This is a genomic window from Salinispora sp. CH2A1_6 (assembly GCF_056820975.1).
Window position 1 is genome coordinate 1 of the sequence record NZ_JBXEDG010000008.1, and the last position, 14,430, is coordinate 14,430.

A 14,430-nucleotide genomic window follows, 5' to 3' on the forward strand; every position below is an offset into this window, starting at 1 on the left:
CCCCCCCCCCCCCCCCCCCCCCCCCCCCCCCCCCCCCCCCCCCCCCCCCCCCCCCCCCCGGCCGGAGCGTCAGTGCCGGTGGTAGTTGTCGGGCTGGTTCGGGTCGCCCGGGTGCTCCAGCCCCGGCACCAGCCGAAGCCGGTGCGCGCGAGCGTGGTCGAGCCACCGGACAAAGGCGACCCGGCGCGCGGAGTCGTTGATCCGATCAGTCGGATCAAGAGCTGGATCGACCGACTCCCGGCGCCCCCGAAGCACCACCGTCCACGAGCCGACGGTGACCGTCTCCCCCGGCGTGGCCGAGCGCAGCGCCTCCGCCAACGCCGACGGCAACGAGTCCGGGGTCGCCTCGAAGTCGCCATCCGCAGCGGACAGCTGCCACACGACTCCGGCCGACCGCGCAGCGGTCGCCGCACGATAGGCAGCGACCTGCTCCGCTGGCGCGGTGACCTCCGCGGTCAGCTCCGCATACAGGGCTCGGACCGCGGCGCAGCCCTCGAACGCCGCTGCGGTGATGGATCCGAACTCGACGGCGGCCAGCTGGTCCAACCGCACCAGTGGCGCACCCGTCACGTCGAGACCACGGGCCTCGGCCTCCGCGACGCAGAGCTGTTCGGTCAGGATCACCTGCGCCACCCAGCGGGTCAGCTGCCGGTCCTCCGCGCTCCCGGGCACCGGCAGTGCGGAGGACCGCAGCCCGCCGCGCAGGGCGGCGAGCCGGCGGTCGAGTTCCGTACGGTCCAGTGGCCGTCCGTCGAGCCAGCCCAGCACCGACTCGTCGAGCTGCGCGGTGGTCATGGCTCCAGCACCAGTTCAACCGTCGGGGCGTACTGGCAACGGCCGAACCACATCACCTTCACCAGCGCCCAGAAGCGGCCCGGATCGGCGTCCCGCGGGGGAACGACGTCGAAGGTGAACGTGTCGGACTCGCCGGCGGCCAACGCGACGCCGCGGATCGGCTCGGCGATGGCGTCCCAGGTGCCCCAGGGCGAGACGAGCTGGAGCTCAGCCCGGATCTCCCCCCGGGTGCGGTTGTGCATCGACACGCCGATAGTCGCCCGCCCACCGGGAGCGACGGTGACCGAGGTGGTGGTGACGTCCACCGTGAGCCCGGTGTCACGTCCCGTCTCGGCCGTCGTGCCCTGCATCGCGTCCGCGTCCTCCGGAATGTCTCCGGGCACCGGCAGCAGCGCGGGCAGCTCGCCGACCGCGACCGTGGCGACATCCTCGATCGTCTGCCCAAGGTGCTCGGTCCGGGCGGTGATGAAGTACAGCCCGGACTCCACCCCGGCCGGAGGCGTCACCGTGACGTCGAAGCGGAGCTGCCCATCCGGGTCGAGCCGGTACGGCCGGCTACCCAGGGAGGCCGTCCACCCCTGCGGTACGAGGACGCTGACGGTCCCCTCGACGGCCGCGTCCCGCAGGTGCGAGGCGAGCACCACGGAGACCTCGACCGGCTCGCTGACGGTCCGCAGCAGCCCCGGTGAAACGCCCACGGAGACCGGTAGGTAGCCCATCGGCGCCGGACCCCGGTTGTGCAACCAGTACCGGGAGTGCACCGGCTGGGCGATCTCGACCTCGGGTCCGAGCGGCTCCTCGCTGCGCGGGGCCGCGGCCGGCACACCGACGACCGTGGTGACCTGCGAACCCGCCAACTCGATCGAGTCCGCGAGCGGCGCACCACGACGTTCCAACAGGTCGGCCTGGTGCGTGTCGGACAGGGCCAGCGCACCGGTCAGGGTCGCGGAGCGGCCAAGTCCGGTCGACTCCAGCAGCCGCAGGCTGACCGCGTCCGCCGGGTCCGAAGCCGCGGCAGCGCCGTGCGCGATCGGGTTACCGGTGGGCTTGAGCGTGCCGATCAGCACCTCCCGGGCCGGCTCCACCCCCAGGTACGAGTGCGTCGCCGGCTTCGTTCCCGGGTGGTTCTCCACAACCCGGCCGTACAGCGGGTGGTTGAACTCCTGGCCCTGTGCGGGCAGTGTGAGCGCCCGCCAGTCGCCGTCGCCACTGGTCACCGCGTAGTTGAACTCGTGGGTCCAGTGCTGCAGCTGGAACGAGGCGCCGTCGGGAAGGGTCCGCTTCGGCGGGTCGATCCAGACCCCGGACGGCCAGCCGGTGCAGGAACGCATCAGCGACAGGTGCAGCGCTCCGGTCGGGTCGACGGCGAAGCCGGGCAGCCCGTAGGTGAGCATCGCGACGGTGTGGTTGACCAGCAGCTCCGAGGCCGGCACCGAACCCGGGCAGGGCGCCTGGATCTGGGCGTCCGCGACATCCTCGGTGAGCGCGGCGACGTCGGTGACCACGAGCGCCGGCAGCGCCCGCAGGTCCCGCAGGTCGGCGTTGGGCTGCCACACCTCGTGCAGCGGCTTCTCCGCAGGAATCCAGACCCGGCCGTGCTGCGCCAGCGCCTCGACGTACTCCGGGCCCGCCCGCTCCAACAGCTCCCGGGTGGCGTCGTTGTCCTGCGCCCCACCGATGAGAATGCGGAAGTCGGGCAGGTTCGAGTCGACGTCGAGCCAGCCGTACCGCGCCCAGTCAGCACTGGCGGTCGTCACCGTGACACCGACTGCGGCCAGCGCGACGACCAGGTCGCGGGCGTCGGCCGCCTCGTCGAGCGTGGGCGTGACCACCTCGGCGACGCCGAGGGCACGGTCCCCCAGCGGGGCACCGGCGGCGTCGGAGAGCGAGACCCGCGCGGTGGAGCCGAGCCCGAACCAGGTGTTGGCCGGGTTGTCCAGCGTCCAGGGTGCCGTTGCGGCGTCCACGTCCGGTAGCGCGAACCCGCGGCCGACCACCGCGGCGGCAACCTCGGAGACGGGCAGGGCACCGGGCAGGTCGACCGGGAACCGCACCCGAACCAGCCGGTCGGCGCCGGCGAAGTCGACGATGCGGGTACGGCAGTCCACCCGCCGCACACCGTGCCAGAGCGTGATCGTCTGCTCGTAGCCGATCTCCTCCACGACGCCGGTGACCACCAGGCGGGTGCCGATCGGGCTGGTCTCGACGCGGACCGTCGCCCCCGCCGCCGCGCTACCCACGACCGGGCCCTTCGGGAGCAGGTGCCACGGGCCCTCGCCGAAGTCGGGGTGGGTCGGGTACTCCTCATAGATCCGCAGCTCGTTACCGAGGTGGTCGGCGCGGATCAGTTCGCGGTCCGAGATCTTGTCGTAGATGCTGTCGAGCCCGCCACCGCGCTCGGCGTCGGCGGTGACCCGGTAGTAGGCGTTCTCGATCGCGGCACCCTCGGCGGGCGTCCAGGCCGGTTCGGCGCTGGAGACGCCCGGCAGCAACCGCCAGGTCCGCCAGCCCAGGGCGGGGACGTCGGCGGCGTGGAAGCGCAGCGTTCCCCGGTCAACGACGGCCGGCACCTCGACGCCGGTGTCATCGATCACCCGGCCACCGTCGTGGCCCTCGGGAAGCCGGACCGACACCAGGTCGGAGCGGACGAAGGAGAGGGTGTTCGTGACGACGATCGGTGTTCCGTCACCGGTGGTGTCGACCGTCCCGACGAGCGCCTCCAACGACCGGTCCCGGACGGCGGCCGCCAGGTCGTACGCCTCCCGCCAGCCGGAGAGCAGGTCGATGTAGACCTGGTCGGACTCCGATCCGGTGATGGCGTCGTGGTGGGCACCGTAGGCGAGCTGCCGCCAGACCTTGTCCAGCGCGGCGTCGGGGTACCGACCGAGCCCTTCCAGCGCGGCCAGCGTCGCCAGCTTCTCCGCGTCCACGGCGGCGACCTCGCCGGCCCGCTGGGCCTGCTTGGTGTCGATGTAGGAGACATCCTTGCCCGTGTAGACCGGGTTCATGTCCCGCGTCTGGGGGCTGGGGCGACGTCCGGCTTCCGCCAGCTCCGCGCGGACGGCCGCGAGGAAGTCCCGGGGGTTACCGCAGACGAACCGGGGCCAGACGTACTTCTCGGCCCACGAGCGGTGAATCTCGGTGACCCACTTGTTCGGCGGGGTGTAGTCGGTACCCACCGGCAGCAGCAGGTTCTTCGTCGCGCCGACCGGCTTGAGGCGCTGGTACAGCTCGTAGACGGCCTTCTCGGCGCTTGCCAGGTCCGGCGAGGAGTCCATCCACCAGCCGGCCGAGTAGTGGTGCGGCATGAAGTGGGTGAGAACACCGAGCCCCGACGGCGAGATCCACTCGAACTCGCTCGGGAACTGCATCACCGTCGCGTCGTTCTTGGCCTCGCGGAAGTTCTTCTGGATCGGCCCCCACTGGTGGAACGGGCCGCGGGCCCAGGCCGAACCGGTCAGCCCGGCGTCGGCGAGGTAGCCCGGGAACTGCGGGTCGTGCCCGAACACGTCCAGCTGCCAGGCCGTCTGCGGGTCCCCACCGAGGATGTCCCGCTGGTAGCCGACACCGTAGATGATGTTCCGGATGGTGGTCTCGGCGCCGGTGAGGTTGGTGTTGGGCTCGTTGTAGGTGCCACCGATCAGCTCGACCTGGCCGCGCTCGATCAGCAGGCGCAGGTCGGCCCGACGCTCGGGATGCAGATCGAAGTACGGCTTCAGGTAGTCGATCTCGGCGAGGACGAAGGTGTACACCGGGTCGCGCAGGGCGAGGTCCATGTGCGCGTCCACCAGCGCGAAGCCGTTGCGCTCCCAGAGCGGCCGGGTGGTGGCGTCGCCGGAGAGCAGCTCCCACGGCGAGGTGTACGCGGCCTGGGTGTTCCACCACACCGGGTCGTAGTGGAAGTGTGAGACGAGGAACATCGTCCAGCCCGGCTCGGCGACCACGACCGTTGCCTCCGCGGTCGCGTCGCCGGCCGTGACAGTTACCGGCACCTGCGTGCCGGGGGTTCGGTCGTCGATGTCCAGGGGGACCTCGACGACGCCCGTGCCGGTCGCGTTACCGGAGACACCGGGCCCGGTGACGGTAACCGGACCGGGCGGGCCGTCAAGTGTCACGCGGAGCACCTGACGCGGGTTGTCCTCGGTACCGACGAACAGGTCGGTGGACTCGACGGCGGTAATCATGACCGACACGGGGTCATCCTTTCTTGTTGGTACGCCCACCAGCGCAAACAGGCTCACGTTGGGGGCAGGAGGGGAAGGCTACTCGCCCCAGGCCTCGAACTCGTAGATACGGGTGGCGGGGTCGCCGCCCTGGGTCGGGGTGTCGACCACCAACCGCACGTACCGTGCGCTGACATCCACCGGATGTGTCGTCAGCTCGGCGGTGTTGTCGGTGACGGTGACGGCCGTGGTCCACGGGTCCGAGGCCGTGGACCGTACGTCGATGGTGAAGTCGCGGGTGTTCCACGAGGCCGACTCACCGCCCGCGGCGGCGTGTGCGACGACGAACCGGTCGAGGGAACGGACCGAGCCCAGGTCAACTTCGAGCCACTGGTCAGCGGTCGTCGTGCACCACTTGTCGCTGTTCCCGCCGGAGACACTGCCGTTGACGGCTTTGGCCGGTCCTTCGGCAGCGGTGCACTGCCCGGACGCTGTCGCCGGCCGGTCGAGAGCCAGGTTCGTCGTGATCGGCCTCGTTCCGGACCAGGTGACGGTCGTGGTCGCCGCGGTGGAGCGGCCGTACTCGGTCGACACCGCCTCGACCTCGATGACCGCACTGTTCTCGGCGCCAACCCGGTCGAGCTGCGGCACGAAGTACACGTCGTTCGGCGTCGCGCCCAGGTGGGTCCGGCTGCCGTCCGGGTTACGGCGGAACACATCGTAGTGGTGCACCGATCCGCTGTCCGACGGGGTCCAGCCCAGCCGCAACGACTTGCGGGTCGCCGAGACGTCGGTGCTGCCCAGCACGGTCAGATCGGTCGGCGTGGCAGCGGTGTCCACGGCCCCGTCGTACACGGCGAGCTGGCCGACCTTGATGTCGTAGGACGGCACAACGGCCGGGGCCGACGCCTGCAGCCCGATCTGGGCGATGGTCTTACCGGCGTAGGCGGACAGGTCGAGAACGCGACGCTCCCAACCGGCACCGGCGGTCGACCCGAGGTCGAGAGTGGTGAAGGTGTTCGGGGCGTCGGTGAAGGCCACCGCCACGCTCAGGTGGGTCGCACCGGCGGCCGGGGTCTTGACGACCGTCGACAGCTTGGTGTCCGCGGCGACCGGCAGGTCGGTCTGGTAGAGGCGCACGGTGTTCGTCGCGTCCAGCCGGCCGTTGAGCCGCAGCGTCGAGCCGCCCTCGTAGGCATCGGTGAAGTCGAGCGACGGCGTCAGCTTCGTGCCGGTCGAGGAGACCAGCCACTGGTAGGTCGGCGGCACGTCCTGCATCGACAGGTTGTTCCAGCCTCCGGTGCGCACCCGCTCACCCAGGACGTGGTAAGCATCACCGTTTCCGGTGTTGAAGCTGGTCACGAAGGGCTTCTGGGTCACTGGCGTGGACTCGGCAACGTAGTTGGCGAGCCCCTTCCAGGGCGAGGAGGTCGTGGTGTTCGACGGGTCGCCGTTCGCGCCGACCCAGTAGCGGGAGTCGCGCGCCCGGAAATCGGCCGGGCCACTCGACGACGTCCAGGTCCACTCCGGGCGGTAGATGCCCAGGGAGGTGACGTGCGACTCACCGGCGGGGAACAGGGCGTTCCAGTTGACGTTGGTCTGGTAGCCGTTGGCTTCGGTGTCGATGCCGGTGTACAGGTCGTACCCGCTGCGCCCGAGGGACTCGGCGCGGTCCCGGGACGAGGCCAGGCCGCCGGTGGACCACCAGAAGTTAAGGAACATCGAGTCCGACACCGGCGTCGGGCCGCCCAGGAACGAGTCGTTGGCGGTGGTGAGCGCGTTCTGCCAGGAGATGGCGCCGGATTCGGTCATCGCGTCGTACCACATGAACTCCACGCCCTTGTTCCGGCCGTAGGTCATCACATTGCGAAGTTCCGTGGCGAGGGCGGCGTCGCCACCCGTCGTCTCCTGGTTGATGAACCAGCCCTCGAAGCCGTAGTACTCGGCGACCTCCGCGAGCTTGTCGACGACCGGATACGTCGAGCCCGACTTACGCACGAAGTCGTGCACCCATTCGAGCTTGCCGCCGTAGGCGACCGGCGGGAAGAAGACCGTGCCGTACACCTTGACGCCGTTGCGGTGTGCGGCGTCGATCACCGTCGGGTTCGGCGCCAGGATCAGGCCCTCGACGGACGATCCGCCCCAGAAGACCAGGGTGTCGATGTACTGCCAGTGACCGAACGCGTAGTAGTCCTCGTCGAGCGAGCCCTGGGACGGGTTGTCCGACGTCGTGGCGAACGACACCAGTGACGCCACCCGGCCCTCGCCGGCCCGCGCATTCGGGTTGGCCTTCAGTGCGGGGTCGGAGACCCGATTCTGGAGCGGAACAGTCGCTCGGTTGAAGCGGGCGTCGGGGTCGGTCTCCGGGTCCCAGTCGAGGATCTCGTTCGGGAACCAGTACGAGGCGTACGGCTGACTGCCGTCCTGCGGGGCGGTGTTGGCTGCCGCGGTGGGGGCCGCGTTGAGGGTGCTGCCAGCCACGACTGTGGCACCAACCAGCAGGGACAGGAACAGGCGTCGCATCCAGGATCACCTCCATGGGGGTGGGGGGTGGGGGTGGGGGGTGGGGCGAGGGTTACCCCTTGATCGCCCCCTCCTCGACGCCGCGGAAGAAGAACCGCTGCAGCGTCGCGAAGACAATGACGATCGGAATGAACGCGATCATCGTGCCGGCCGCGATGACCCGCGGGTTCGCGGTGAACGCCCCGCTGAGGTATTGCAGGCCGACGGTGAGGGTGTAGTTCTGCGGGTCGGTCAACACGATCAGCGGCCACAGGAAGTCATCCCAGGCGCCAATGAAGGCGAAGATCGTGATGACGCTGAGCATGCCCCGCACGTTCGGGAGCCCGACATGGATCAGCCGTTGCCAGGCCGACGCGCCGTCGATCACCGCCGCCTCGTCCATCTCGTCGGGGATCGCCATGAACGCCGCGCGCATCAACAGCACGTTCAACATGGCGACAGCGGTGGGCAGCGCCACACCGACCAACGTGTCGGCCAGACCGAGGCTGCGAACCGTCACGTACTGCGAGATGATCGTCACCTCGCCGGGCAGCACCAGGGTGCCGAGCACCAGCGCGAGAAACAGCGTCCGGCCCCGGAAGTGCAGCTTGGCGAGGGCGAACCCGGCCAGGGTGGCGCCCACGGCGTTACCGACGACCGCCATCGCCGCCACGATCAGCGAGTTCTTCGCGTACGACAGGACGGGGATCGTCTCGGCCACCCGCAGGTAGTTGTCGAACGTCGGATTGGAGGGAATGAACTGCGGGGTCGCGGTGTAGATGTTCTCGCCGGCGCCCTTCAAGGAGGTGGACAGCTGCCACACGAACGGCCCGACGGTCACCACCAGCGCCAGCAGCAGCAACGCATACCGGAGCACCTTCTCGCGCCGCCGCATGGTGCCGAAACCCGAGCCCCGCCGCCGTCGCTTCGGCGACGAGGCCGGCGTCTTCGCCGGAGCACCGGCGGGAGGGGTGGTGAGCTGGGTCATGGCTAGGCCGCCTTCCGGTTCAGGCGCAGGAGGAGAAGCATGGGGCCGATAGTGATCACGAACAAGACCAGGCTCAGCGCCGAGGCGTAGCCCAGGTGCCCGGTGAAGCCCCGGCTGTACATCTGGATGAGCATGACCAGGGACATGGTCCGGCCGCCGGGCCCACCGGTGCCGTTGGTGAGGACGAACAGCTCGGTGAAGACCCGCAGTGCGGAGACGGTGACCAGGACGCTGACCAGCAACATCGTGGTGCGCACGCCCGGCACGGTCACCGACCAGAACCGGCGGATCGGGCCGGCGCCGTCAACCGCGGCCGCCTCGTGTAGCTGACGGGAGACGTTCCCCAACGCCGACAAGTAGATGATCATGTAGTAACCCAGCCCCTTCCACACGGTGAGGCTGATCGCACTGAACAACAGCAGCCAGCGCCCGCTGAGGAAGGGCAGCGGTTCGGTGAGGAAGCCGAGCTGTTGGGCCAGCCCGTTGACCAGGCCGCGGTCCTCCAGCAACCAGGTCCAGATCAGCGCCACGACCACCGCAGAGGCGATCACCGGGGTGTAGAAGGCCGTGCGGAAGAACGTGATGCCCGGCAGCTTCTTCTCCAGCAGCACCGCGAGCAGCAGCGGCAGGAAAAGCAACAGGGGTAAGCAGACCAGCATATAGACGATGCTGTTCACCAGCGCGTAGACGAGTTGATCGTCATTGAGCATGCGCTCGAAGTTGGCCACTCCAGTGAAGCTTCCACCGCCGAGTGGCTTGGCGTTGGTGAACGCGAGGACCACGGTGTTGATCGCTGGCCAGAGGTTGAACACCAGCAGCCAGACGAGGGCAGGCCCGAGCAACAACCAGGGGGTGAACCAACGCTGAGTTTTCATTACGTCCCGCTCTGCTTTTCCGATTGGGTGGCGCGGCGATGCGGTAAGTCGCGCAACGAGAGGTGATGGCAGTGGCGGCGCCGTGGCGCGGGCGGCGCCGGTGCTCGGCCGGCCGGGTTCCGGTCCGGCCGAGCACCGCTGGTCAACGTGGGACCGGCCCGGCTCGGCCGATCAGTTGTTGAGCAGTTCGTTGCACTTTTCGACTGCCTTGTCCAGCGCCTGCTGGGAGGTGATGTCGCCGCTGATCGCGAGGGAGAACTGCTGGTTGATGAAGTCGGCCATCGCCTCGTCGACGATGACGGGCTTCAACAGCTCCGCCTCAGCCAGCGAGGTGAAGGCGATCTTCTTCGCGTCCCCGGCGTTGGTGCCGTCGCTCTCGCTGAACTGCGGATCCTCAGCGGAGGCGACAGTGCTCGGGAAGATGCCGGGCACGACCTCAGCGAAGGCCGCCTGGTTCTCCGCGTTGGTCACCCAACGGGCGAGGGCGATGGCCGCGGGCAGGTTGTCGCTGCCCTTGGCCACCGACAGCCCCTGAGTGTACAGCGGCGGGGTGCCGATCGCCGGTGACGCGATGATCTTCTCGGCCAGCGACGGGTTGTCGACCTTGATGGTGTTGATCGAGTTACCGCCACCGGTGGTCCAGGCGACCTGCTGCTTCTTGAACAGCTCCATGTTGCCGAGGTAGGCGTCGGTCAGCACGTTGCTGGGCAGGAGCCCTTCGGCGAACGCGTCCCGGTAGGTGTCGAGGACCGCCACGGCCTCGGGGGTGTTGAAGACGAACTCCTTGCCGTCCGAGGAAAGGATGTCGACTCCGGCCTTGGTCAGATCCTCGACGCTGGGCATCCGGCTCAGCAGGTGGACCTTGCCGCCGGACTTCTCCTTGACGATCCGGGCCTGGTCGACCAGTTCCTCGGTCGTGGTCGGGAGCGTGGTGGCGTCCAAGCCGTACTGGGACAGCAGCTCCGTGTTCCAGTAGTTCACGTCGGTGTTGAGGTACCACGGGTAGCCGTAGACCCCGGTCTGACCGGCGTACTCGTAGGAGGCGACGGCGCCCGCGACGTACTCCTCGCGGAGCTTGTCGTCGGCCTGGTCGACGTCGAGCAGCAACCCCTGCTCGGCGAGCGGCAGGGCGAAGTCCGGTGGGAGATTCGTCACGTCGGGCAGCTCATTGCTGGCCGCCTGGCTGAGCACCTTCTCCGAGTAGCCGTCACCGGGCTGGTCCAGCCACTTTACGGTCGTTCCCGGGTACTCCTTCTCGAACCCGTCGATAACACCCTGCATGTAGTCGGTGAACTTGGGCTTCAGGGCCCAGGTCTGCAGGGTCACCGTGCCTTTGACTTCACCGGTGATGTCTACCTGGTCATCACTGGTGTCCGTGCCGGACAGCCCGCATCCCGCGACGGCCATCAGCACGGCCGACGACAGGGCAAGCCCGGCCAAGCGTGTTCGCATCTCTCTCCGCCCCTAACTATTAGTCAGCCGGCTACCCCCGTCGGATCGGGCGTGTCCGGTGCTCACAGGCGATCCGCCGGCAATGATAAACCGGTCTAGTGAACGGACTATCCCCCCGGTTAGAATCGCGTGTCAAGAGCGGTCTACCGACCGTTGCTTCTCGGTAGCCGCCTGGAGGGGGAGCGTGGCCAGATGCAGCGACCGACAATCGCCGACATCGCCCAACGGGCCGGGGTCTCCAAGGGTGCGGTCTCGTTCGCGCTCAACGGCCGGCCCGGCGTCAGCGAGGCCACCCGGGCGCGTATCCTGCGCGTGGCTGAAGAGATCAACTGGCGCCCACACAGTGCCGCGCGGGCTCTCGGCGGAGCCCGCGCCGACGCCGTCGGGCTGGTGATCGCGCGCCCCGCGCGCACCCTCGGGGTGGAGCCCTTCTTCGCTCGCCTCCTCTCCGGCCTGCAGGCGGAGTTCTCCAGTCAGTCGATCGCGCTGCACCTGATGATCGTCGAGGACACCCGAGCGGAGATCGAGATCTACCGGAGCTGGGTCTCCGAACGCCGGGTGGACGGCCTGGTACTGATCGACCTGAAGGTTCGCGACCCACGCATCGCCGTGGTGGAGCAGCTCGAGATCCCGGCCGTCGTGGTCGGCGGGCCGGGCCGGCACGGGCGCGTCTCCTCGGTCTGGGCCGATGACCGAGCGGCGATGCTCTCGGCGGTGGAGTACCTCGCGGTGCTCGGCCACACCCGGATCGCCCACGTGTCGGGGCTACCCGAGTTTCAGCACACCCAGCGCCGTTCCCGAGCACTGCGCGACGCCGCCACCCGGCTGGCGCTCCCCCGCGCCCGGTCACTGCACACCGACTTCAGCGACGCCCAGGGCGCGGCAGCCACACGCAAGCTGCTCGCCGGGGCCGGCCGCCCAACGGCGATCATCTACGACAGTGACCTGATGGCCGTCGCCGGGTTGGGCGTCGCGCTGGAGATGGGGGTCGCCGTCCCACACGAGTTGTCGATCGTCTCCTTCGATGACTCGGTGTTGGCCCAGCTCACCCACCCCTCCCTCACCGCGCTGTCCCGCGACACCTACCGCTTCGGCGTGCAGGCGGCCCAGACCATGATGGCGGTCCTGGCCAACCCCACGAAGACGAAGAACCACAAGACCGAGACGCCCCGGCTGATCACGCGGGAGAGCACCTCGCCACACCGCACCTAGTGCTCACCTGTCGGGTAAAACGGTTTAGCATCCGTCTACCCGGCTTTCCACACGGAGGACCCTTTGACCACGAATGACCGCATTAAGCACCCTCGACGGTTCCGCCTCGGCGCCAACTACGTACCGTCTGACGGCTGGTTCTACAGCTGGCTCGACTTCTCGGCGGACGCGGCCCGCCGCGACCTCGAGGACCTGGCGAGCATCGGCCTGGACCACGTACGCGTCTTCCCGATCTGGCCGTGGATCCAACCCAACCGCGCGCTCCTACGCCAGCAGCCGATCGACGACCTGCTCTCGTTGATCGACGTGGCGGCGGAGTTCGACCTCGGGGTCTCGGTCGACCTGCTCCAGGGGCATCTGTCCAGCTTCGACTTCCTGCCCTCCTGGGTGCTCACCTGGCACCAGAGCAGCATCTTCACCGACCGGGCGGCACGTGACGGCATCAACGAGTACGTCCGGCGGCTCAGCACCGAGGTCGCGACGCGCCCCAACGTCTTCGCCATCACCCTCGGCAACGAGGTCAACAACCTCTGGCCAGCCAACCCCACCACCCCGGACGCCTCCCACCAGTGGGCGGCGGAGCTACTCGAGGTGGTCCGCACCGCGGCGCCCGACGTGCTCCGCCTGCACTCCGTCTTCGACGACGCGTGGTACGCCCCCGATCACCCCTTCCACCCCGCCGAGGCCGTCGAGCTGGGCGACCTGACCACGGTGCACTCCTGGGTGTTCAACGGCACCTCGCGCATCGATGGACCACTCGGGCCGGCCACCACCTCACACGCCGACTACCTGCTGGAGCTCGCCGCTTCCAGCGCCCCGGAACCGACCCGCCCGGTGTGGCTGCAGGAGGTCGGGGTGCCCCGGCCGGACGTACCGGCGGAGCAGGCCGGCGAGTTCGTCGCACGCACCCTGGCGACGGTGGGTGGCAACCCGGCACTGTGGGGCGTCACCTGGTGGTCCTCGCACGACATCGATCGTCGCCTCACCGACTTCCCGGACCGGGAATACGATCTGGGCCTGTTCACTGTTGACCACCGACCGAAGCCGGCCGCGCTCGCCCTGGCCGAGTTCGCCCGCGACACCGCGGCCCACGCGGCAGCCCCGGCTCGACCAGCGCTGGTGGCGCCGATCAACCCGCTCCAGGAGCCCGCACGGCGGGCGGAGGTCGCGCCGGGAAGCACGTTCCACCAGGAATGGGTGAAGGCCCGGCAGGCCGAGCCCACCGCGATCGTCACCCCGGACCGGGTGACCGACGAGGGCTACCTCGCCGCCCGCGGCATCGGCGCGATCCGCTAACCGGGTCCGCCCTCAACCGACCACCGCAGGGTCTGGTCAGCGCCAGGGCTGTCGCAGCCCGGCGCTGACCCGGCCGGCCGCTCAGGTACGACGCCAGGCGAGCAGGCCGAAGAGCAAGCCCGCCGCCCCCGCCACCGACACCATCCGGTGCCGGGACAGCCACGCCTGCGGGCTGTGCCGCAGCGATCGATCGGTGAACGCGCCGTGCGCACCGAAGTCGTGGCCGCCGGGCCCATCGGCCGGCTGCCACAGGTTCACCGGCTGGTCCGGCCCGACCGGCTGGTTGGTCTGCTGCGAGTCGTAACCCGTCCGGCCCAGGTAGCGATCCAGTAGCCCCGGCACCAGCCGGTTAGCCAGGATGGTCAGGACGGTGGGCGTACCCACCCAGTACGCTCGCCGCTCCGGCCGGGCGGCAGCGGCGACGATCGAGCGGGCGGCGACCTCCGGCTCGTAGATCGGCGGCACCGGCTGGGCGTGCCGCGGCAGCCGGGACAGCAGCCACGAGAACTGCGGGGTGTTCATCGCCGGTAGGTGCACCATGGTGACCTTGACGTTGCTCTTGTCGTGCAGCAACTCACAACGGAGCGACTCGGTGAACCCGACAATGGCGTGCTTGGCCCCGCAGTAGGCGGCCTGCAGGGGAATTCCCCGGTACGCCAGCGCCGATCCGACCTGCACGATGGCACCCCGGTCCCGCGGGACCATGTGATCCAGGGCCACCCGGGTGCCGTAGACGTAGCCAAGGTAGGCGACCTCGGTGGTCCGGCGGAACTCCTCGGGCCGGATCTGCTGGAAGGGCGCGAAGACCGAGCTGAACGCCACGTTGATCCACACGTCGATCGGCCCCAGCTCGTCCTCGACCCGCTGGCCGGCGGCGGCGACCTGATGGTAGTCGGCCATATCGACCTCGATCGGCACGGCGTGGCCGCCAGCGGCGCGGACATCATCGGCTGCGGCGTCGAGACCGGCACGGCCGCGGGCCAACAGGGCGATCGTGACCCCCGGCCGCGCCAGCTGCCGCACGGTGGCCCGCCCGACCCCGCCACTGGCACCCGTGACCACCGCCACCTGGATATCCCGTAGCCCGCGCCCCATCCGCGCCACCTCCCGTACCGGGTTGACCTGCTCCGGTTCCACACCTCGGCAC

The 14,430-nt window shown here is 69.4% G+C and carries 9 protein-coding genes; 2 read left to right on the plus strand and 7 right to left on the minus strand.

Annotated elements, in window-relative coordinates:
• Window positions 1–69 precede the first annotated feature (69 nt).
• From AC1UKG_RS12715 to AC1UKG_RS12740, 6 genes are all read right to left on the minus strand, one after another.
• Complete coding sequence (locus AC1UKG_RS12715) at window positions 70–795, minus strand: DUF7158 domain-containing protein (protein WP_482641761.1); 726 nt, start codon at window positions 793–795, stop codon at window positions 70–72.
• The gene (locus AC1UKG_RS12720) at window positions 792–4,988 is read right to left on the minus strand and encodes a glycoside hydrolase family 38 N-terminal domain-containing protein (RefSeq protein ID WP_018813575.1); all 4,197 of its coding nucleotides are present in this window, start codon (window positions 4,986–4,988) and stop codon (window positions 792–794) included. The genes AC1UKG_RS12715 and AC1UKG_RS12720 overlap by 4 nt, the downstream gene beginning before the upstream one ends.
• Before the next feature lie 69 nt (window positions 4,989–5,057).
• Complete coding sequence (locus tag AC1UKG_RS12725; protein WP_482641762.1) at window positions 5,058–7,481, minus strand: endo-beta-N-acetylglucosaminidase; 2,424 nt, start codon at window positions 7,479–7,481, stop codon at window positions 5,058–5,060.
• Between the two features lie 52 nt (window positions 7,482–7,533).
• Window positions 7,534–8,448, minus strand: coding sequence for a carbohydrate ABC transporter permease (locus tag AC1UKG_RS12730; protein WP_018743002.1), 915 nt, complete (start codon window positions 8,446–8,448; stop codon window positions 7,534–7,536).
• A gap of 2 nt (window positions 8,449–8,450) precedes the next feature.
• On the minus strand, window positions 8,451–9,323 hold the full coding sequence (locus AC1UKG_RS12735) for a carbohydrate ABC transporter permease (protein WP_018743001.1): 873 nt from the start codon (window positions 9,321–9,323) through the stop codon (window positions 8,451–8,453).
• Window positions 9,324–9,494: 171 nt separating this feature from the next.
• Window positions 9,495–10,775, minus strand: coding sequence for an extracellular solute-binding protein (locus AC1UKG_RS12740; protein WP_018743000.1), 1,281 nt, complete (start codon window positions 10,773–10,775; stop codon window positions 9,495–9,497).
• Between the two features lie 192 nt (window positions 10,776–10,967).
• Here AC1UKG_RS12740 and AC1UKG_RS12745 point away from each other — a divergent pair, with 192 nt between their 5' ends.
• Together AC1UKG_RS12745 and AC1UKG_RS12750 are read left to right on the plus strand one after the other, a co-directional pair.
• Entirely contained in the window at window positions 10,968–11,987 is a 1,020-nt protein-coding gene (locus tag AC1UKG_RS12745) for a LacI family DNA-binding transcriptional regulator (RefSeq protein ID WP_018742999.1), read from the plus strand.
• Between the two features lie 63 nt (window positions 11,988–12,050).
• Window positions 12,051–13,283, plus strand: coding sequence for a hypothetical protein (locus AC1UKG_RS12750; protein ID WP_018813573.1), 1,233 nt, complete (start codon window positions 12,051–12,053; stop codon window positions 13,281–13,283).
• A gap of 81 nt (window positions 13,284–13,364) precedes the next feature.
• Here the strand turns inward: AC1UKG_RS12750 and AC1UKG_RS12755 are convergent, their stop codons facing one another.
• Window positions 13,365–14,378 carry an SDR family oxidoreductase gene (locus tag AC1UKG_RS12755; protein ID WP_026325173.1) on the minus strand — a complete coding sequence of 338 codons (1,014 nt, stop codon included), beginning with the start codon at window positions 14,376–14,378 and terminating at the stop codon, window positions 13,365–13,367.
• Window positions 14,379–14,430 lie beyond the last annotated feature (52 nt).